This window comes from Nonomuraea basaltis (genome assembly GCF_005893125.1).
GTDB classification, from domain to species: domain Bacteria; phylum Actinomycetota; class Actinomycetes; order Streptosporangiales; family Streptosporangiaceae; genus Nonomuraea; species Nonomuraea basaltis.
The window spans coordinates 1-17288 of sequence record NZ_VCJS01000100.1 but is presented as its reverse complement, the minus strand read 5'-3'; the positions used below and the strand labels follow the sequence as shown (position 1 = coordinate 17288).

The following is a 17288-nucleotide window of genomic DNA, read 5'->3' as shown; positions in this document are numbered from 1 at the left end:
CGTACGCGAGCGTGGACGGCGGCCGGACGGTCAGCAGCCGGAGGCGTCAATGGCCGCGCCGAGGCTCAGCGCCCCTCGCGGCCCAGGCGGGCGGCCACCGCGAATATCCATATCACCACATATGCACAGGCGGGAGCGCGTCACTCACCATGGGCCTTCCGCAGCGCGGTCAGGTGCTGCTGGAGCGCGGGCACCGCTGTCTTGGCCAGGGCCTTCACCGCGTTCGACGACCCCTCCGAGAGCTCCGTCCTGGTGGCGGCCATCGCGGCCGTGTGCTCCTTCGTCATGGCGGCGAGGAAGTCCGCGTCGAAATCCTTGCCCGTGGCATCCCTCATCCGGGTGAGCTCGGCCTGCTGCTCGGGAGACGGGGAGGTGGGGAGCTGGACGCCGAGCTGCGAGGCCGCCTGGGTGACCTTGACGTCCAGCTTGGTGTGGTCCTCGACGAGCATCTTGCCGATCGACTTGATCCGCTTCGTGGTGCCCTTGCCCTCCGCCAGCCGCCCCGCCTGGATCTCGGCCAGGTTGCCCCCGTGGATGGTGCTCATCCAGGCTCTGTCCTGCTCCGACGGCCCCTCGTCGGTCTTCGGTGCCAGGGCCGCGGTGTTCGTCTGGGCGGTGGTGCCGCATCCCGCGAGGGCGGCGGCGGCCAGCATGATGGTCAGATGAGTACGCATGGGCATTCCTATGACATGGCGGCACAGATCCACTACGAAGAGTAATCGATCTCTGCGAAGCCCCCTTGCATTCCCGATCTACCCGCGCGTCCCTGACCGATCAGCGTCGGCGCGTGCGACCGTCCGCCGCCGGCGCCTCGTGCCCGGGCCCTGGCTCGCCGGACCGGTCGGCCACCGCGTCGGGCACGTGCACGCCCTGCGGATGATCGACGGCAAGTGGACGGTGCCGTAGCCGCTACCGGAAGGCCAGCACCAGGGTCGTGTGGCGTTTCTCGATGTGGATGCCCTCGGCGTCGACGGGGCCATGGTGTGCCTCCACGCGCAGGCCGCCCGCCTCCGGGCGGCCCGCCTGGTCCCACGCCGCGACATGACCGGCCAGCTCGGCCGCCAGCCGGGCGCCGTCGGCTCCGTGGCCGCGGGCGATCAGGTAGTCCTCGGCCGCGAGCACGGCGATGCTGTCGCCCTCGACGATGCCCGCGGTGAAGGAGTGCCCGGCGGCCGTCTGCCCGCTGAGCGCGCACCAGCGCGGCTCGTGCAGGGCCAGCCACAGCGACATGCCCATGCCGATCACGGGCCCCGGCGCCGGCTCCTCCACCTTGGTGGTGATCTCGGTGGGCACGGCGTCGAGCGCGGGGGCGACGTCGCCGAGCTTGCGCGGCGCGGGCAGCGCCAGCATCAGCTCGGGGTCCCGCCGCAGCACCATGAGCACCTCGGGCCCGGCGAACGGCCCCCGCATCCGCATGAACCCGCACGGCGCCACGGACCGGCTGGCCCAGTGCTCGCCGTCGCGCTCCATGGCCACGGACACCTGTACGCCGCGCAGGTCGAGCGGCACCACCAGCCGTCCGTCCGGCCGCAGCTGCGCCAGCCAGGCGGGAGCCAGGTCCCATACGCCGACCGTGGCGATCAGGCGATCATAGGGGGCCCGCGCGGGGTAGCCCTGCGCCCCGTCAGCGCACACCACCTCCGCCCCGGACTCCCCCGCCGCCGCCAGGTGCTCCCTGGCCCGGGCGACGAGCTCGTCGTCGATGTCGACGCTCACCACGAGCCCGTCCGGACCGGCGAGGCGGGCGAGCAGCGCCGCGTTGTAGCCGGTGCCCGCGCCGATCTCCAGCACCCGGTGCCCCGGCGCCACGCCGAGCTGGTCGAGCATGGTGGCCATGATGGCGGGCTGCGACGACGAGCTGATCGGCCGGCCGGCCTCATCGCGTTTGGTCACGATGGGCTCGTCGCGATAGGCGTCCCCGGGATCGATGCCGGGCAGGAACAGGTGACGCGGAACCGCCCGCAGCGCCGCCGCCACGGGCTCGCTGACTTCCTGGCGCTCCCGGAGCAGCGCCACCATGGCTTCCCTCTGCGTCGCGAAGTCCATGACCCCCATTGTCCACGGCATACGGAACACGCGGGCCCGGTACGGCGTGTCCCGGGAATTCTTGGTAAAGAAACACCCAAGAAGGGTTGAGCGGGTAATCAGGGGGAAGGGCAGGCAACTCCTGAACGTCGAACGTGAGGAGGAGCCGTAGTGCTCACCCTGACCGCCAACGCAGCCCAGGCGATTCGCGATCTGACCGCGTCCGCGCCCGAGCCTGCCCAGAGCGGGATTCGCATCTCGTCTCAGGGCGAGGGCGCGTCTTCGCTCACCCTTTCGCTGGCCACCGCACCAGAGCCGGCCGATGCGATCGTGGAGGCCGAGGGGGCGCGGGTCTACCTTGATCCGGTGGCTGCCACCGTCCTTGAAGACAAGTCTCTCGACGCCGGAGCCGATGATCAGGGAAGCGTGTCGTTCCTGGTCACCGAGCAGACGGCCTGACGGGCGCCCCGCCGCGACCGGCCAGGTCGCGGCGGGGGCCGTCCTTCAGCCGTCCGCGAGCTGCTTGTGCAGGTAGCGCAGCTGCTCCTCGGACTGGAAGCCGCCGCCGCCCTCGTGGTTGTTCCAGGGCCACACCGTGATCTCCTTGGGGCCCTGCCAGTGGTTGTAGGCGGCGAACACCGTGGACGGCGGGCACACGTCGTCCATCAGCGCGACCGAGTACAACGCGGGCACCCGGCCGCGGGCCGCGAAGTTCATGCCGTCGAAGTACGACAGCGTGCGGAACACCTGGTCGGCGCTGTCCCTGCGGGTGGCCAGGAAACGGACCAGCTCCTGATACGGGTCGCGCCCGGTGATCTCGACCGCGCGCCGGAAGTGCGTCAGGAACGGCACGTCGACGAGCGCCGCCTTGACCGACGGGTGCAGGGCGGCCGTGGCCTGGGCGATGCCGCCGCCCTGGCTGCCGCCGGAGACGACGATACGGCTCGCGTCGACCGCCGGGTGCTCGATCGCGGCGTCCACGGCCCTGACGGCGTCGGTGAAGACGCGCCGGTAGTAGTAGTCCTCCGGGTCCAGGATGCCGCGCGTCATCATGCCCGGCGCCTGCGGATTGGCGCTGCCGTGCGGGTCGCCCGTGGTGCCGGGGCTGTGGGCGTTGACGCCGCCGTGGCCGCGCGTCTCCATCACGAACACCGCGTAACCGGCCGCCGGCCACATCAGGTGGTCCTTGGGGAACCCGCGCCCGCCGCTGTAGCCGATGTAGTGCATCACGCACGGCACCGGCCCCTCCACGCCGCGCGGCACCAGGAACCAGCCGTTGATCCGGTGCCCGCCCCAGCCGGCGAAGGAGACGTCGTACACGTCCACGGTGGCGAAGGGCAGGTCGTACGGGACGTACTCGGCGGCCAGGTCGAACTCCCTGGCCTCGGCCAGGGTGCGGGACCAGAAGCCGTCGAAGTCGGCGGGCTCGTCGCGGTCGGGGAGGTAGCTGCGCAGTTTCTCGAGCGGCAAGTCGAACAGTGGCACGGATTCTCCAACCTGTAGCAGTGGGATGGTGATATTTCACCCCATCATGTCGGAAAGCGCTATCCCGTCCCGCCTTCCGCCTCGACCGGTGAAGGCGCCTCGCCTGGGTAGGGATGATCACGTGAGCCACTACGTCATCGAGGTGCCCTACTCCCATCTCCATCCCGGCCTGGTCCTGGACGCCCCGGCGGACACCGACGACTTCCTCGTGCTCTTCGGCGACGACTCGGAGTCGCGGGCGAAGCTGCTGAGCGACGACACGGGCAGGCCGGTGCTCCGGCTGGGCGGGTACATGACGGCCCGCGGCACGGTCATCGATGAGCGCGTATGGACCGTACGCGAGGCCGCCAGGCACGGCGACCGCGTCCGGCTGCGCCTGGGCCGATCGCTTCCCTGAGCCGCCCACGCCAGGACACACCGCCCCGGACGCGGGCACCCCCGCGCAGGGAGCGGCACGTACCGCCTCAGAGGCGGGCGCACCGCCCCAGGGCGGCACTAACCCCTCAGGACTTGGCCTGCGGGTGCGGGGACGGGCGGGCGGTGGTGCAGGAGCCGGCCTTGGTGCTCGCCACCTTCCAGTCCGCCCCAGGGAACGGGCTCATGAACTGCGTCAGCAGGTCCACCGCGTAGTCGGGCACTTGCCCGCCCGGATCCAGCAGGGAGATCATCTGCGGCCCGTCGGCGCCGCGCAACGTGATCGCGTTGGTGCCGCCCGCCGCGAACCCCGGCTTGGCGTCGACGGTCACGCAGGCCAGGCTGATCCCGGCCGCCTTGACCTCCTGTTTGGCCCCGATCCGCCGCATCCGCTGGTCGTAGCGGCGCAGCGCGAGCGAGGTGGTGGGGCCGAGCCGTACCGACTCGTGGAAGAGGTCGTCGCCGACCTCCCTGCTCAGCTTGACGTCCAGGGAGACGTCGGGCCGCAGGTCCACGCCTTTGGCGGCGATGTTCAGGCGGTCGTAGTTCCCCTCGAAGCCGGGCGCGACGAACCCGAGCGCCGGGGGCGCCTTCAGCCCGAAGGGGACCTTGCCCGGGCGGACGCGCAGCCACGACACGCGCCGCACGGACAGCGCGACGTCCTCGACCGAGCTGGCCCCGAGCCCGAAGCTCCCGCCGAGATGGTAGGTGAGGAACCCGGTCGTGTACGGGACCTCCTTGCTCACGGCGAGGCTCTGCCGCGCCATGGGGTCCACCTTGAACCCGCCGCGCAGCGCGATGCGGCCCGTGGGGACCGGCTTGGAGACGAGGTCGAGCGACTGGTCGGGGTTGAGCCGGATGGTGGTGTCGGCCGCGAGATCCTTGACCGAGAACGCCACGTCGCCGAGCCGGCTCTGCGGATCCACCAGGCCGCGCTCCACGCCGAGGTATCCGTCGAGGGTGCTGGCGCCGCCCTCCGCCTTGTACGTGACGGCGGGCACGCCGAGCCCGGCGGCCGAGGCGTCGGCGTCCACCCCGAACACGGCGGGCACGTCCCCGAACAGCAGCTCGCCCGTGCCCTTGCCGGCCAGCGTCACCTTGGCGGTGAGGCGTTTGACGGCGGCGGAGTTCGACACGCGGATGCGGGTCTGGGCGCCGTACGTGCCCTGGACGGACACCGCGGCGGGCACCGGATTGATCGCCACGTGGCCGCGCAGGCCCCCGGCCTCGACCCGCACGTCGAGCGCGCCGAGCGTGGCGGCGGGCTCGATGCGGTATCCGGCCTGGACGGCGTTCCCCTGCCCGACGCCGAACGGCCCCAGCGACATGCTGGTGATCTTGGACGGGAGGCCGGTCAGGGTGGCCCTGGCCTTGATGGGCACCGGTGAGAGGACGCTGCTGGCGAGGTACACGCCGAGGCTGCGGCGACGCGGGCTGAACCCCGAGAACGCGAACGTCTTGCCCGCCAGGTCCACCGACACTTGATCGGGCAGCCCGGTCACGTCGAGATAGCCCTGCAGGCCGAAGCAGCCGCGATCGGGCGTGCAGAAGGGCCCTTGGGCGCAGCCCGGCGATCCGGCCGCGCACCCGCCGTCCACCAGCGACACGCCGCCCGGCACGGCGGGGGCGGCGCGCATCTGCTTCAGCGCCGCCGTCTTGCCGAGCCAGGCGCGGGCGCGCACGTCCAGGCGCGAGCCCGAGTACGTGAGCTTGCCGTCGGCGGCGGAGACCGCGAGGCGGCCGGGCACGGGGCCGAGGGTGCCGATCAGGCCGAAGCGCAGGTCTCCCTGGGTGACGTCGGCGTCGACGGCGAGGGTCTGCCTGGCCGAGCGGAAGTCGGCGGTGAACCCCTGCGCCGCCGGGCTGAACTCGACCTGCGACAGCCCCTTGACCAGCACGCTGGCGTCCAGGTCGCCCGACGCCTGGTCGTAGTGCGCCGCCAGGTGAGGTCTCGTGGGCGACTTGGCACCGTCGTGGTTGGTGAACGCGAGCGCGGCCGAGCCGACGGGGCCGGACAGGCCGCGGAAGCGGTACGACGCGGGGGTCCACGAGGCGTCGAAGCGGGCCGGCACCCCGGTCACCTCGGCGGCGGCCCTGGCGTACCGGTTGCCGATCCTGGCCCTGGCCAGCGCCGAGACCTTGGCGACCGGGGTGTCCGCGGTCCAAGTGAGCGTCTGGGCCTTGGTGTCGGCGACCAGCTCGACGCGCTTGCGCACCCCTTCGACGGTCGCCCGCACGTCGTCACCGGATGCCACGGCGGTCCCCGCCGTCCCAGCGCTCCCAGCCCCGGTGCCGGCACTCCCCGTTCCCGGAGTCCCTGTAGGGCCGGCTCCGGTGGCCGCGGTTCCGGCGGGTCCACCGGCGGCGCCCGCGGGTCCAGGGGTGCCGGCCCCGGTGGAGGTCACGTGCGCTTTATTGGCATAAATCTGGATTTGCTTGATCTTGGAGGACGTGTCGACCTTGACGGTCGTACGCTCGCCCAGCTCCCACGACGCCTTGACGTCGTCGCGCACGCCGAGGACGGTCCCGTCGATCGTGGGTCCCGACTTGACGTTCGCGTACGCGGCCCGCAGCTTGTCGATCACCCCGCTGGCCTGGTAGGTGGCCTTCCTCGCGGCCGGGTCGAGCGTGACGTCCACGGTGGAGGGCGTGTTCGAGATCTCCAGCCTGGCCACGTGGGTGCCGTCGATGCTGGCCGCGCCCAGGAACGACCGGCCGCTGGAGTCCACCTCCAGGTGTGCCCGCGGCACGGCCCCGTACGTGACGTCGAACCCGGACAGCCCCGTCAGCAGCCCCGACACCCCGACCGCGGCGCCATCCTTGATCATGGTGACGTGGCCGCCGCGCGGGCTCGAGATGGCGCCCTCGTTGCGCTGGAGCACCACCGCGAACCTGCCGATGGGCGAGCTGGTCTTGTGCGTGACGCGGTGCTCGGCCAGGTCGTTGACCAGGCGTACCTGGGCGGGCAGGTCGCTCAGCTCGGCCCGCAGCACCGTCTTGGCCGCGGCGCGGTCGAAGAAGACCAGTTCGGCGGCGCCGGCGCGGGGGCGGCCCGCGTTGATCTCCAGGGTCTGCTTGCCGTTCGCGGCGCCGTACTCGGCGGTGAGGGTCGGCGGCACCTTCCGCAGCTCGGCGCTCAGCACCCTGGCCAGCCGCCCGTCGCGGTAGGTGTAGTGGTGCACCTCGGCGCGGGCGATGGAGGACGGGCTGGCGAAGCGGATGTCGCCGCCCGACAGCCGCACCTTGGCGCGGGTGGGCATCCGGTCGAGCACGGCCTGGGTGAACTGGCGTCCGGTCACGGCCAGCGCCTCCAGCTTGGCGGGGGCCGAGGCGGTGACGTCGAGCGCGGGAGAGTCGAGGTCGAGGGAGGCGTTCACGGTGAGCTTCTCGGTGGCCGGTGTCTGGCGCAGGCTCACCGCGCTGCGCCCGATCAGCCCCGCCACCATGGCCACCGACGCGCCCGGCTCCGTGCGCTCGATCTCGGCCTTGACCTGCTTGCCCGCCAGGTCCACGGTGAACGTTCCCTCGTCGTAGGCCGACAGCGAAGAGCCGCGCCGCAACCCGTCGAACCCGACCGCCACCTTGTTGTCGTACTCGGCCCAGACCTGCGCCTTGACGTTCTCCTTCGCCAGGCGCTTGACGGCGAAGCGGAGCCCGGCCGCGCCCTCCCCGGGCATGGCGGCGGGCACCAGGTCGGCGGCCAGGTCGGGGGAGCCGTCGCCGGTGACGTCGGCGGCCACGGGCACGCCGACGGGCTGCCGGATCGAGCAGGACACCGACATCTCGGCGCTCTCCACGCACAGCCGGTACATGATCCCCGGCACGGCCTTCCCGAGCTCGTCGAACACCTTGCCGACCGCGGCCAGCGGCTTCGTCAGCGTCAGCGGCTCGGCCTGGCTCGTGTCCGGCAGGACTTTCCTGGCGTCGGGCACCTGCCTGCCCAGGCCCTGCTCCTCCTGGACGCGGGCGGCATCGGCGATGATCTCGTTGACCAGCCCGGGTCCGGCGGGCGTGGTCACCTCGGGCTCACCTGGACCGACCCGCTCGTCGCCGGCGGGCCGTAGCGCGAGCGACGGCTGCGTGGGGACGGTCACCACGGCGGCCGGCGGCTCCTCGACGGCGGGCACGGGCCGGACCTTGACGGCCGCCGCGGTCTCCGCCTGTGCCCGCACCTGGACCTGGGCTTGCGCGACGGACGGCGCGGCCACCAGGACGGTGCTTGCGATGGACATCGAAGCGAGCACGCGCAAGAGGGCGTGCGGCATGAAACGTTCTCCCCCGGACCGGTCTAATTCATCCCATCAGAAACAATGGTCACGAGACGACCATAGTTCCTCACTGATAGTCAAACCGCTCCGGACGTGGAACTCCAACCTCCGGGGTGATGGTGGCCCTCACGGGTGGTACGGGCGCAGGCGCGGCCACCAGCCCGGCACGTGGGCGCGGTAGTCGTCGTAGTCGGCGCCGAACCTCTTGTGCAGGTGCGGCTCCTCGTACCAGTGCACGAACGAGTAGACGGGGATCGCCATGACGGCGACGTAGACCAGCAGCCACGGATCCCCGAAGATCATGGCCTGCCCGATGACGGCGGCGAAGATCGCGACGTACATGGGGTTGCGGACGTACCGGTAGAAGCCGCCGACCACCAGCCGGTCGGGCGGCGCGACCGGCATCGGCGTGCCGAGCCCCTCGACGACGAACCTGACGAACGCGTTGACCAGCACGGCGAGCCCGCCGAGCACCAGGATCGCGCCCAGCGCCTTGAGCGGGATCATGACCGGGTCCGGGAAGGGGTCGCGCATCCGCCAGCCGCTGATCAAATACGGCAGGAGGACGGCGACGGTGCCCGGCGCGACGGCGAAGAAGACGGCGCTGGCGACGGCTGCGGGTGTCTTGCGCATGGGATCGCCCCTCACCACAGAATTCATTACATGATGAGTTTAAGAAACGATGCCCGCCAGCGTCAACACCCGTGAGCCGGCGCGACCCCGCCGGAGGGCTCGTCGTCGCCATCGCCCGCGACCGGGACGGCAACCAGGTCGCGGCCGGGTCGGGGCGCGGCGCCGGCGAGGCCCTGCGCCGCCTCGCCGACCCGTCCGCGCGTCATCCGGGCTCGTCGCCGGCCGGCACGACCACCGCGTCGGGACCGGGGAAGACGAGCTGCTCATGCTCGTCGTCGTACCGGACGAGGAAGGGCGGCGCGCCGTCCGCGCCCCGGACCTCGACGATCACGGCCTTGCGGTCGCTCTGGCCGACGACGTGACCGTGTACGAGCAAGGTGTCACCGACGTTCGCGTGCATGATGTGCTCCTCTCCGCTGGGCTTGGGCAACTTTGAGGTTCCTCCCCCACATTGCACCGGCCAGACCCCTCGGGGGAAGGCGGCCACGGATTGCCCGGCCCGGCCGCCGACCCGGTCTCGAACCCCGCTCCCTGAACGGTCTCGATTCGCGGTGTTCGCCCGGACGATGACGGTGAACGCCGGCTCGCGGCGGGTCATGGAGAAGTGCGGGCTAAGGTTCGTACGGACCTTCTTCGAGGACTGGCCCCACCCCATCGAGGGCTCCGACCAGGGCGACGTGGAGTACGAGCTGCTGCGGGCCGGCTGGGAGGCCGCCCGCCGCACGTGAGCCCGCACCACCGTGACGGCCCCCGCGTCACGGTCACGGCGGGCTACGTGAGCGCCACCACGGCGTAGCGTTCGTCGTCGATCTCCCTGCCCCACAGCGCCGGGTCGGTGAGCGGGTCGACGCGCAGGTCCGCGACGATCGGCCGCAGCGCCGCCACCAGGTCGTCCGCGCGCACGCCGCCGTCCCACGGCAGGTCCCCGCTCCCCTCGGTGGACGCGTCCCAGCGCCCCTCCACGAGGACGAGCCGCCCACCTGGCCGCAGCAGCGCCGCCCAGTGGGCCAGCGCCGCCTCCGGCTCGGAAATGGTCCACAGCAGGTGCCGGGCCAGCACCACATCGAACCGCCGCGCACCGACGGGCGGCCGCGCGGCATCTCCGACCAGCACGACCGCGCCCGTGCCCGCCAGCTTGGCCCGCGCCCGTGCCACCATCCGGGGCGCCAGATCCACCCCCGCGACCCGATGCCCGCGCTCGGCCAGCAGCAGCGACAGCGACCCCGTGCCGCACCCCAGGTCGAGCACGTCGAGCGGTCCCTCCGGCAGCCACGCGGCCAGCCGGCCGGCCCAGGCGGCCCGGACCCCGGGGTCGCGTAGCCCATGATCGGGCTCCTCGTCGAAGGAGTCGGCGGCGGCGTCCCAGTGTGCGGCGATGTTCGGCATGCGGGCCATCCTGCCAGCGGCCACCGACATTCCGGCGAGGGGCACCTGGTGCACTGGTCAGACCAGTCGCTAGTCTGCCTCACATGGGATATGACGCGCTGTTCCGCCTGGACGGGCGACGGGCCGTGGTGATCGGGGCCGGGAGCGGGATAGGCAGAGAGGCGGCGCTGGCCATGGCCGCTCACGGGGCCTCAGTGGTGTGCGCCGACCTGGACCTGGCCTCGGCGAAGAAGACCGCCGCCGGGTGCGGCGGCACCGCACGGCTGCTCGACGTGCTCGATGCCGAGGCCGTGCGCGAGGTCGCCGACGAGGAGCCGGCCGACGTGCTGGTGTTCACCGCCGCCACGAATGTGCGCAAGCGGCTGCTCGACTACTCCGGCGAGGAGTTCGACCGGGTGGTCCGGCTGAACCTGCGGGCCTCGTTCGACATGGTACGAGCGTTCGGAGCGGGGATGGTGGCGCGGGGGCGCGGGTCGATCATCGGGTTCGCGTCGATCCGGGCGTCCGTCACCGAGCCGGGGCAGAGCGTCTACTCGGCCACCAAGGCCGGGCTGGTGCAGTTGCTGCGGACGGCCGCGGCCGAGTTCGGACCGCACGGGGTGCGGGTGAACGCCATCGCGCCCGGCGTGGTGGAGACACCGCTGACCCAGCAGATCAAAGATCATCCGGACTGGTACGCCGCGTACGCCACCAAGAGCGCCCTCGGCCGGTGGGCGGCGGCCGAGGAGATGGCCGGGGCGGTGGTCTACCTGGCCAGCGACGCGGCGAGCTTCGTGACCGGGTCCGTGCTGTACGTGGACGGCGGCTGGACCGCCGTGGACGGCCGTTTCGACCCGCCCAATTGAGGTGAATATCCCTGCCGGAATAGGGCAGCAGGCACGGGTCCATCCACGGAAGGAGGGACCCAACCATGGGTACAGCACGGAAATTAGCACCCGCGAGTCTCGCGGCCGTGCTGGCATTGACCATAGCCCCGGCAGCGCAGGCGCAGGCCCAGACGGTGGCCGCCCCCGTGACGGCCTCCATCGCGGAGTCCGGCACGCTGCTGCACGCCTCCAGGCAGGACAGGGCTTACCTGCGGCAGGCGCATCGCGGACACCTCGCCGAGATCGCAGCGGGCAGGTTCCGCGACGAGCAGTAGCGGCGTGCCCCCGGCGGCCGCGGCCCGGCACGGGTCGCGGCCGCCGGTCGAGAAAGGGCAGTCACGAGCAGGGACAGGCGGTCACTCCCGGGGAAGGAGCGGGCCGAGCGGTCCCAGGTCGATGTTGAGATCGGACGGAGACAGGTCGAACCGCTCGCAGCCGACGTGATCTTCGTGGCGCACACCGGCCTGGACGACCTGGTCACCGTCGGGGACATCTGGCGCAAGCTGCCGCTGGCCGCGCACATCACGGCGCATTGGTGGCGGGTCCCGGCGGCCGAGGTGCCCCGTGAACGAGAGGCGTGTATCCGCTGGCTATTCGGGCAGTGGGAATTTATCGATTCCTGGATAACGGAAAACCGTGCGCACGTGTCCGCACAAGAAGGCGCAACTGCGGGCATCGAACCAGAGTGTTCATACAGACCATGTGTCGCGCGGTGGGAGGGCGATATGACCCGGAAGGACAAGGCCACGGGCAAGGCCAAGGAGCGTGTCGGGGACATCACCGGCGACAAGTCTCTGCAGGCCAAGGGGAAGGTAGAAAAGGTCAAGGCCAACCTCAAGCAGGCAACGGAGAAGGTGAAGGGCGTTTTCAAGAAGTAGAAACTCGGTCAACGCCGATGACAGCGGCGGAAGCCCTTCAAGAGTGGGCTTCCGCCGCTGTCCGTCACGGCCGCTCAGCCGAGATCGGGCGCGAGCTCGTGAAACGTCGCGGCGCCGTCGACGCGGACCTTGCCGCCCGCGGACCGCCAGATGATCCGGTGGCCGGGCACCTGCTCCACGGTCTCGACCTTCTTCATGAAGCCCGGAAAGTCCACTCGTCGTAGACGACGCGCGCCGGTGCCCCGATGTCGATCGATTCGACGCTGACGGCTCCCATGACGGTGTCCTCACCTCCGGTCCCTTCCGGCCAGGTGCGGCTCTTCCGCGTACTCCTCCTGCCTGCTCGTGTCGGCGACGGCCAGTGCCACGCGGGTGCTGTCTTTCATGATCAGTGCTCCTCGCTCTCCCACCTCGCCTCGACCGCCCGCCGTGAGCGGGTGCCGTGCGAGGAGAAGTGGTCGCACTACCCCCCAAACTGTTCAAACAAACACATAATTGACAAAAAGGTCGGACCAAATCCTCTCCACGACCGCCTCGCACTGGTGGACGTGCGCCTCACGGCGTGCGGGCGGCGGGTTCCCCGCGGCCGAAACGCCCTGTGAAGGAGAAGCGCGTAATCCCCTGTTGTTCGGGCAGTGGAATTTCTCGATTCCTGGATCTCGGACAATGCGCCGCAAGGGGGGAGGCCGATATGGCTCGGAAGGACAAGGCCAAGGGAAAGGCCGAGGAGATCAAAGGCATGGCCAAGGAGCGTGTCGGGGACGTCACCGATGATGAGTCTCTGCAGGCCAAGGGGAAGGCAGAGAAGGCCAAAGCCAATCTCAGGCAAGCAAAGGAGAAGGTGAAGGACGCCTTCAAGAAGTAGCGATCCATCAATACTGAACGACCGCGGCGGAAAGCCCTTCGGGAAAGAGCTTTCCGCCGCGGTCTGCTGGATGCGCCGCCGAAAGGCAAGGACCTGTCAGGAGCGTCTCTGATCAGCTAAGCGATCCTTAGTCCGGTTATGGTTTCGGACTGGGGATGTGTTTCCCACCGTGGTGGGGTGGCGTGGGCATGCATGTGGAAGCCCGCGCCCAGTGCCGCCCCTCGCGGCCGGTGCCGGCGGGTGGTGGGTGTGCTTGAGCTGATCGTGTGCACATTGGTTGTGCGCACGCCCTGGTACCGGCGGGCCGCGCGGGGCAGCCTGCGGTCCGTGTGAGCGTGTCCCTCCGGACGCTGACCCGCCGGCCTGTGGGGGCCGGGGGTGGAGGGTGCTCCGCGTCGCCTAGGCACGGAGCGTGAGGTCGTGCGATGCCGGGTGGGGCCGGTCTTGGACCGGTCGGCCCGGCGAGCCTCGGGTGTGGTCGTGAGTGTGGCCGGCCTGACGACCGCGTCGGCTTCGAGCTTATCGATGACGCGGGGGATGGCCATGTGGCCGCTGGCGCGGTCGGCAACGATGGTCTTGTCCTGGTGGGTGAGGCCGCGGGCGGCGATGCGGCGCCAGGCGCCGTGGTCGCGATCGCCCTGCCAGCCGCAGCCGGGGTTGGGGCAGATCGCCCACTTCCACCCGGGTGTGGTGGGCCGGTCAGGGGCCTTGCAGTGCCGCAACGGGACCAGGCATTGCGGGCAGTGCTTGGAGGTGTTGCGCGCGGGGACGGTGACCACCGCGATACCGACCTCGGCGGCCAGGTGCCGCATGTTGTCGACGATCTGTCCGCGCACGGCCTGGGACAGGCGGGTACCCAGGGTGCGGCCCATGCCCTTGGCCTCCATCGACCGCAGATCCTCCACATAGATCACCGTCGAGCGAGCGGCGATGGCCTGATCCACGGCCCACCGGGCGGCCGACCAGGCCAGCGCGTCGTTCAGGCCCGTGCGCCGATCGGCCACACACTGACGCTCAGCCTTCAGCACGGCGTGCTTGGCGACCAGGCGGTGATCCTCGTCCTCACCGACGAGGTGCTCGTAGGCGTCGGTCTTGGCGTGCAGGCGTTCGCCCTGGCGACGCAGCCGGTGCTGGCGGGCCATCACCCCGGCGGCCCGGAACTGGGCACCGGCCCCCAGCGCGGTGATGCTCTGGTCGCCGTGACGGCGCACGGCGCCCGCACTGAGCAGGGTGTTCAGCCCCCAGTCCACCCCCAGCGCCACAGTGTGCCCGGTCCGCTCGGCTTGGGGGACGGCGTGGGAGAACGACAGGTCGGCGTACACCTTCCCGTCCTTCGGGCGCAGCGTGGGCAGGTGCAGCACCGCATCGGCGGGCACGGTGGACGGCAGGGCGAGCGGGCAGGCCACCCACTGCCAGTCGGCATACGAGCGCGGATCCGGGCGGGTGGGCAACTGCAGCCGGAGCAACACCCTGGCGGGGTTGTCCTCGGCGCGTTCCAGGGTCGCCTGCTGCCGATCCACCGCGGCCAGCACCAGCATCCGCGCCGCCCGCGGCGCGTCCTCCAACTCGAACACATCCACCGGCAGCCGCCCATGCGTGGACACGAAGGCGGTGATGTGCCGGGTCCGCGCCTTGATCACGCTGCCAGGCAGGGACCGGCCGTCGGGGATCGCCTCACGCACCGCGTCCCACTCGGCCGCCGTGCGCTTGGCTGGGTCGGCGGGCCAGGTTTTGAGGACCCCGGCGGTCAGCTCGGCACGGTGCTGCGCCGACCGCAACAACCGCCCGGCCTGCTCCTGAACCATCCGCACGACCCGGTCATTGACCTTCACCCCCGCCGGGGCGGACACGTCCCAGCCCAGCCTGCGCAGCGCCATCCACGCCTTCGACGGCAACCGGCGGCCCACACCGTCCACCCCCGCGGCCAGCACCGCCACATCTGCGGCAGTCCAATGCCCGGCGAGCAGATCGGCAACCATCCCAGCGGCCAGGTCCGCACCCCAGCCCACCCGCTCGGCCACGGCCCGCGCTGACAGCGCCTCGCCGGTCTTCTCCTCCACCCCGCCGCGCAGCAGCGCGCGGGCGGTCGCGGTGCGGGCGCTCTGGCCGTCGGCCAGCGCGACCTTGCGGCTCATGCGGCGCGGTCCTGCGGACACCGTCCGGTCTCGGCCAGCAGCCGCCCCTGCCCCGACGAGCCGGACACCCGCACGTACAGCACCTCCCGCCGGGACCGCGAAGCCGCATCACCGCGCTTGAAGTTCTCCACATCGACCGAGGAGAACCGGCGTTCACGCCCCACCCAGCAGAACGGTATCTTGCCGTCGATCGCCCACTGGCGAAACGTCATCGGGCGCACCCCCAGACGCTTCGCCGCCTTGGACAACCGCAGCAACTCCATGCACAGAAGTATACCTACGTAACACTAGGGATGCCTTCGAAAACCTGTGAGCCTTACGGGCGGATGATCGCCATCTTGGTGACCGTCAGCTCCTCGATCGCGAAGCGCGGCCCTTCGCGCCCGATCCCGGAATCCTTGACGCCGCCGTACGGCATGTTGTCCGCCCGGAACCCCGGCACGTCGTTGACCACCACACCCCCGGCCTCGATCCGCTCGATCGCCGCGAACGCCGTGGCCAGCGACCGGGTGAACACCGCCGCGTGCAGGCCGTACCGGGACTCGTTGACCGCGGCGAAGGCGGCGTCCAGGTCGGGCACCGGGCGCACGCACACGACAGGGCCGAAGATCTCCTCGTCCCAGGCGGCGGCCCCGTCGGGGACGCCGGCGAGCACGGTCGGCGCGATGGCCCGGCCGTCGCGGTGCCCGCCCGTGACCGGCTCGGCCCCGGAGGCGGCGATCCACTCCAGTACGCGGTCCGTGGCGGCCGCGTCGATCAGCGGGGCCACGCGGGTGGCCGGCAGGCGGGGGTCGCCGACGGCGACGGTCTTGACGCGGTCGGCCAGCAGGGACAGGAACTGCTCGCGTACCGGCTCCTCGACCAGGACCCGCTGCACCGAGATGCACGCCTGGCCCGAGGCGTAGTAGCCGCCGCGCACGACCGCGTCCGCGGCGGCCTCCAGGTCGGCGTCGGCCGCCACGATGAGCGCGGCGTTCGACCCGAGCTCCAGCAGCACCTTGGTGGGGGCGGCGCCGCGGGCGATGGCGTGGCCGGCGGCGGCCGAGCCGGTGAACGAGACCGCGCCGATCCGCCGGTCCTCCACCAGGGTCCGGCCGACCTCGACGTCTCCGGTGACGAGCTGCACGGCCGCGCCGGGAAGGACGCCGGCGGAGCGGAGGAGGTGTACCAGCCAGAGCGTGGCCAGCGGGGTGGCGGGGGCGGGCTTGACGATCACGGGGCAGCCGGCCGCCACGGCGGGCGCGATCTTGTGGGCGGCGAGGAGCAGCGGGTAGTTGAAGCCCGTGATGCCGACGACGACGCCGATGGGGCGTCGGGTCCAGAACCCGATCAGGCCCTCCCCCGAGGGCAGCAGGTCGAGCGGCACGGTCTCGCCGTGCAGCCTGGCCACCTCCTCGGCGGCCGTGGCAAGCGTGATGAGCGTCCTGGCCACCTCCACCTTGCAGTCCACCAGTGGCTTGCCGGTCTCCAGGACGAGCAGGCGCTCGAACTCGTCGCGGTTCGCGGCGAGGGCGTCGCAGGCCTTCATGAGGGCGGCGCGGCGGGCGTGCGAGGGCAGCGCGGCCATGGCGGGGGCGGCGGCGAGCGCCGCGTCGACGGCTCGCGCGGCGTGGGCGGGCGTTCCCAGGGGGGCCGTGGCGACGAGGGAGCCGTCGTACGGGAAGGTGATGTCCGAGGTCTGATCGGTTTCCACCCAGCCGTTCCCGATGGGCAGGCCGGCCGGCCATGCGGTGTCGATGGTCATGTATCTCCCCCTGTGGCGCTCGGGAACACGTCGAGGTACGCGGGCGCGCCCTCCCGGCCGGTCGCGGCGAGGACGGCGTGCGCGATGGCGCGGCTGAACACGTCCGCCCCTGCCGCCAGGACGTCCTGGAACGCGTCGTGGGCGGGGGCGGCGGTGGCGCAGGTGGCCAGGGCGAAGATCGTGTCGCCGTCGGTCATGGTGTGGGCCGGTCTGATCGCCCTGGCCAGGCCGTCGTGGGCCACCGCGGCCAGCTTGCCGCACTGGGCCTTGGTGAGGGTGCGGTCGGTCGCGACCACGCCGATGGTGGTGTTGAAGGAGGGTGCCTTCTGCGGGTTCCAGGCTTTGACCTCGTGGGGGGTTGGGGGGTGAAGACGGCCGAACTCGCCGGGGAGGCCGTATCTGGCGCCGGCCAGGGTGCCGTCGGCGGGGTCAAGGACGGAGCCCACGGGGTTGACCACGGCCAGGGCGGCCACCGTGGTGCCGTCGGGGAGGACGACGCTGGCCGTCCCGATGCCCCCGGCCAGCCCGCCCGCCATCGCCCCGGTCCCGGCCCCGATCGACCCTGTCTCTTATACACATCTCCGAGCCC

Annotated in this window: 20 protein-coding genes; 7 read left to right on the top strand and 13 right to left on the bottom strand. The window is 71.5% G+C overall.

Annotated features, from left to right (window positions below; genetic code table 11):
- Window positions 1–140 precede the first annotated feature (140 nt).
- Together EJK15_RS36950 and fxlM are read right to left on the bottom strand one after the other, a co-directional pair.
- A complete protein-coding gene (locus EJK15_RS36950) occupies window positions 141–674 on the bottom strand; it encodes a DUF4142 domain-containing protein (RefSeq protein ID WP_171074729.1) in 534 nt (177 codons plus the stop codon).
- A 235-nt stretch (window positions 675–909) separates the two neighbouring features.
- Window positions 910–2046, bottom strand: a complete 1137-nt coding sequence (gene fxlM, locus EJK15_RS36945; RefSeq protein WP_171074728.1) for a methyltransferase, FxLD system — start codon at window positions 2044–2046, stop codon at window positions 910–912.
- Window positions 2047–2196: 150 nt separating this feature from the next.
- Here fxlM and EJK15_RS36940 point away from each other — a divergent pair, with 150 nt between their 5' ends.
- A complete protein-coding gene (locus EJK15_RS36940; RefSeq protein ID WP_138715119.1) occupies window positions 2197–2484 on the top strand; it encodes a HesB/IscA family protein in 288 nt (95 codons plus the stop codon).
- Window positions 2485–2529: 45 nt separating this feature from the next.
- On the opposite strand, the gene EJK15_RS36935 is transcribed toward EJK15_RS36940, so the two are convergent.
- Window positions 2530–3510 carry an acetylxylan esterase gene (locus tag EJK15_RS36935; protein ID WP_138715118.1) on the bottom strand — a complete coding sequence of 327 codons (981 nt, stop codon included), beginning with the start codon at window positions 3508–3510 and terminating at the stop codon, window positions 2530–2532.
- Window positions 3511–3631: 121 nt separating this feature from the next.
- Between EJK15_RS36935 and EJK15_RS36930 the strand changes: the two genes are divergently transcribed.
- Entirely contained in the window at window positions 3632–3907 is a 276-nt protein-coding gene (locus EJK15_RS36930) for a hypothetical protein (protein ID WP_138715117.1), read from the top strand.
- Between the two features lie 106 nt (window positions 3908–4013).
- Here the strand turns inward: EJK15_RS36930 and EJK15_RS36925 are convergent, their stop codons facing one another.
- The 4 genes from EJK15_RS36925 to EJK15_RS36915 form a co-directional block, all read right to left on the bottom strand.
- The gene (locus EJK15_RS36925; protein WP_138715116.1) at window positions 4014–8156 is read right to left on the bottom strand and encodes a hypothetical protein; all 4143 of its coding nucleotides are present in this window, start codon (window positions 8154–8156) and stop codon (window positions 4014–4016) included.
- 162 nt (window positions 8157–8318) lie between these two features.
- Window positions 8319–8825, bottom strand: coding sequence for a methyltransferase family protein (locus EJK15_RS36920; protein ID WP_138715115.1), 507 nt, complete (start codon window positions 8823–8825; stop codon window positions 8319–8321).
- A 62-nt stretch (window positions 8826–8887) separates the two neighbouring features.
- Window positions 8888–9031, bottom strand: coding sequence for a hypothetical protein (locus EJK15_RS71120; RefSeq protein WP_171074727.1), 144 nt, complete (start codon window positions 9029–9031; stop codon window positions 8888–8890).
- Entirely contained in the window at window positions 9028–9225 is a 198-nt protein-coding gene (locus EJK15_RS36915) for a DUF1918 domain-containing protein (protein ID WP_138715114.1), read from the bottom strand. The genes EJK15_RS71120 and EJK15_RS36915 overlap by 4 nt, the downstream gene beginning before the upstream one ends.
- 151 nt (window positions 9226–9376) lie before the next feature.
- On the opposite strand from EJK15_RS36915, the gene EJK15_RS36910 reads away from it, so the two are divergent.
- Window positions 9377–9553: a GNAT family N-acetyltransferase gene (locus EJK15_RS36910; protein WP_206061324.1), complete on the top strand. Its 177-nt coding sequence runs from the start codon at window positions 9377–9379 to the stop codon at window positions 9551–9553.
- Between the two features lie 43 nt (window positions 9554–9596).
- Here the strand turns inward: EJK15_RS36910 and EJK15_RS36905 are convergent, their stop codons facing one another.
- Window positions 9597–10211 (bottom strand): class I SAM-dependent methyltransferase, encoded by a 615-nt coding sequence (locus EJK15_RS36905; protein ID WP_240777452.1) that lies wholly within the window; start codon window positions 10209–10211, stop codon window positions 9597–9599.
- Window positions 10212–10294: 83 nt separating this feature from the next.
- Here EJK15_RS36905 and EJK15_RS36900 point away from each other — a divergent pair, with 83 nt between their 5' ends.
- From EJK15_RS36900 to EJK15_RS75065, 3 genes are all read left to right on the top strand, one after another.
- On the top strand, window positions 10295–11056 hold the full coding sequence (locus EJK15_RS36900) for an SDR family NAD(P)-dependent oxidoreductase (protein ID WP_138715113.1): 762 nt from the start codon (window positions 10295–10297) through the stop codon (window positions 11054–11056).
- A gap of 65 nt (window positions 11057–11121) precedes the next feature.
- A complete protein-coding gene (locus EJK15_RS36895) occupies window positions 11122–11352 on the top strand; it encodes a hypothetical protein (RefSeq protein ID WP_138715112.1) in 231 nt (76 codons plus the stop codon).
- Between the two features lie 165 nt (window positions 11353–11517).
- Window positions 11518–11955: a CsbD family protein gene (locus tag EJK15_RS75065; RefSeq protein ID WP_240777451.1), complete on the top strand. Its 438-nt coding sequence runs from the start codon at window positions 11518–11520 to the stop codon at window positions 11953–11955.
- Window positions 11956–12029: 74 nt separating this feature from the next.
- Here EJK15_RS75065 and EJK15_RS76570 read toward each other — a convergent pair whose 3' ends face one another.
- Complete coding sequence (locus tag EJK15_RS76570; RefSeq protein ID WP_276615465.1) at window positions 12030–12152, bottom strand: SRPBCC family protein; 123 nt, start codon at window positions 12150–12152, stop codon at window positions 12030–12032.
- Between the two features lie 494 nt (window positions 12153–12646).
- Here EJK15_RS76570 and EJK15_RS36870 point away from each other — a divergent pair, with 494 nt between their 5' ends.
- The gene (locus EJK15_RS36870; RefSeq protein ID WP_138715111.1) at window positions 12647–12820 is read left to right on the top strand and encodes a CsbD family protein; all 174 of its coding nucleotides are present in this window, start codon (window positions 12647–12649) and stop codon (window positions 12818–12820) included.
- 116 nt (window positions 12821–12936) lie between these two features.
- On the opposite strand, the gene EJK15_RS36865 is transcribed toward EJK15_RS36870, so the two are convergent.
- The 4 genes from EJK15_RS36865 to EJK15_RS36850 are packed head-to-tail and all read right to left on the bottom strand — an operon-like array spanning window position 12937 to window position 17256.
- Window positions 12937–14955 carry a zinc ribbon domain-containing protein gene (locus EJK15_RS36865; protein ID WP_138715110.1) on the bottom strand — a complete coding sequence of 673 codons (2019 nt, stop codon included), beginning with the start codon at window positions 14953–14955 and terminating at the stop codon, window positions 12937–12939.
- Window positions 14952–15218: an excisionase family DNA-binding protein gene (locus tag EJK15_RS36860; RefSeq protein WP_138715109.1), complete on the bottom strand. Its 267-nt coding sequence runs from the start codon at window positions 15216–15218 to the stop codon at window positions 14952–14954. The genes EJK15_RS36865 and EJK15_RS36860 overlap by 4 nt, the downstream gene beginning before the upstream one ends.
- Window positions 15219–15271: 53 nt before the next feature.
- Window positions 15272–16699: an aldehyde dehydrogenase family protein gene (locus EJK15_RS36855; RefSeq protein WP_138715108.1), complete on the bottom strand. Its 1428-nt coding sequence runs from the start codon at window positions 16697–16699 to the stop codon at window positions 15272–15274.
- Window positions 16696–17256 (bottom strand): P1 family peptidase, encoded by a 561-nt coding sequence (locus EJK15_RS36850; RefSeq protein WP_276615466.1) that lies wholly within the window; start codon window positions 17254–17256, stop codon window positions 16696–16698. Before EJK15_RS36850 ends, EJK15_RS36855 begins: the two co-directional genes overlap by 4 nt.
- Between the last annotated feature and the right edge of the window lie 32 nt (window positions 17257–17288).

Coding starts and splice junctions, on each gene's coding strand:
- EJK15_RS36950 (WP_171074729.1), bottom strand. CDS start 674: ATGCGTACTCATCTGACCATCATGCTGGCCGCCGCCGCCCTCGCGGGA.
- fxlM (WP_171074728.1), bottom strand. CDS start 2,046: ATGGACTTCGCGACGCAGAGGGAAGCCATGGTGGCGCTGCTCCGGGAG.
- EJK15_RS36925 (WP_138715116.1), bottom strand. CDS start 8,156: ATGTCCATCGCAAGCACCGTCCTGGTGGCCGCGCCGTCCGTCGCGCAA.
- EJK15_RS36920 (WP_138715115.1), bottom strand. CDS start 8,825: ATGCGCAAGACACCCGCAGCCGTCGCCAGCGCCGTCTTCTTCGCCGTC.
- EJK15_RS71120 (WP_171074727.1), bottom strand. CDS start 9,031: ATGACGCGCGGACGGGTCGGCGAGGCGGCGCAGGGCCTCGCCGGCGCC.
- EJK15_RS36915 (WP_138715114.1), bottom strand. CDS start 9,225: ATGCACGCGAACGTCGGTGACACCTTGCTCGTACACGGTCACGTCGTC.
- EJK15_RS36905 (WP_240777452.1), bottom strand. CDS start 10,211: ATGCCGAACATCGCCGCACACTGGGACGCCGCCGCCGACTCCTTCGAC.
- EJK15_RS36900 (WP_138715113.1), top strand. CDS start 10,295: ATGGGATATGACGCGCTGTTCCGCCTGGACGGGCGACGGGCCGTGGTG.
- EJK15_RS36895 (WP_138715112.1), top strand. CDS start 11,122: ATGGGTACAGCACGGAAATTAGCACCCGCGAGTCTCGCGGCCGTGCTG.
- EJK15_RS76570 (WP_276615465.1), bottom strand. CDS start 12,152: ATGAAGAAGGTCGAGACCGTGGAGCAGGTGCCCGGCCACCGGATCATC.
- EJK15_RS36870 (WP_138715111.1), top strand. CDS start 12,647: ATGGCTCGGAAGGACAAGGCCAAGGGAAAGGCCGAGGAGATCAAAGGC.
- EJK15_RS36865 (WP_138715110.1), bottom strand. CDS start 14,955: ATGAGCCGCAAGGTCGCGCTGGCCGACGGCCAGAGCGCCCGCACCGCG.
- EJK15_RS36860 (WP_138715109.1), bottom strand. CDS start 15,218: ATGGAGTTGCTGCGGTTGTCCAAGGCGGCGAAGCGTCTGGGGGTGCGC.
- EJK15_RS36855 (WP_138715108.1), bottom strand. CDS start 16,699: ATGACCATCGACACCGCATGGCCGGCCGGCCTGCCCATCGGGAACGGC.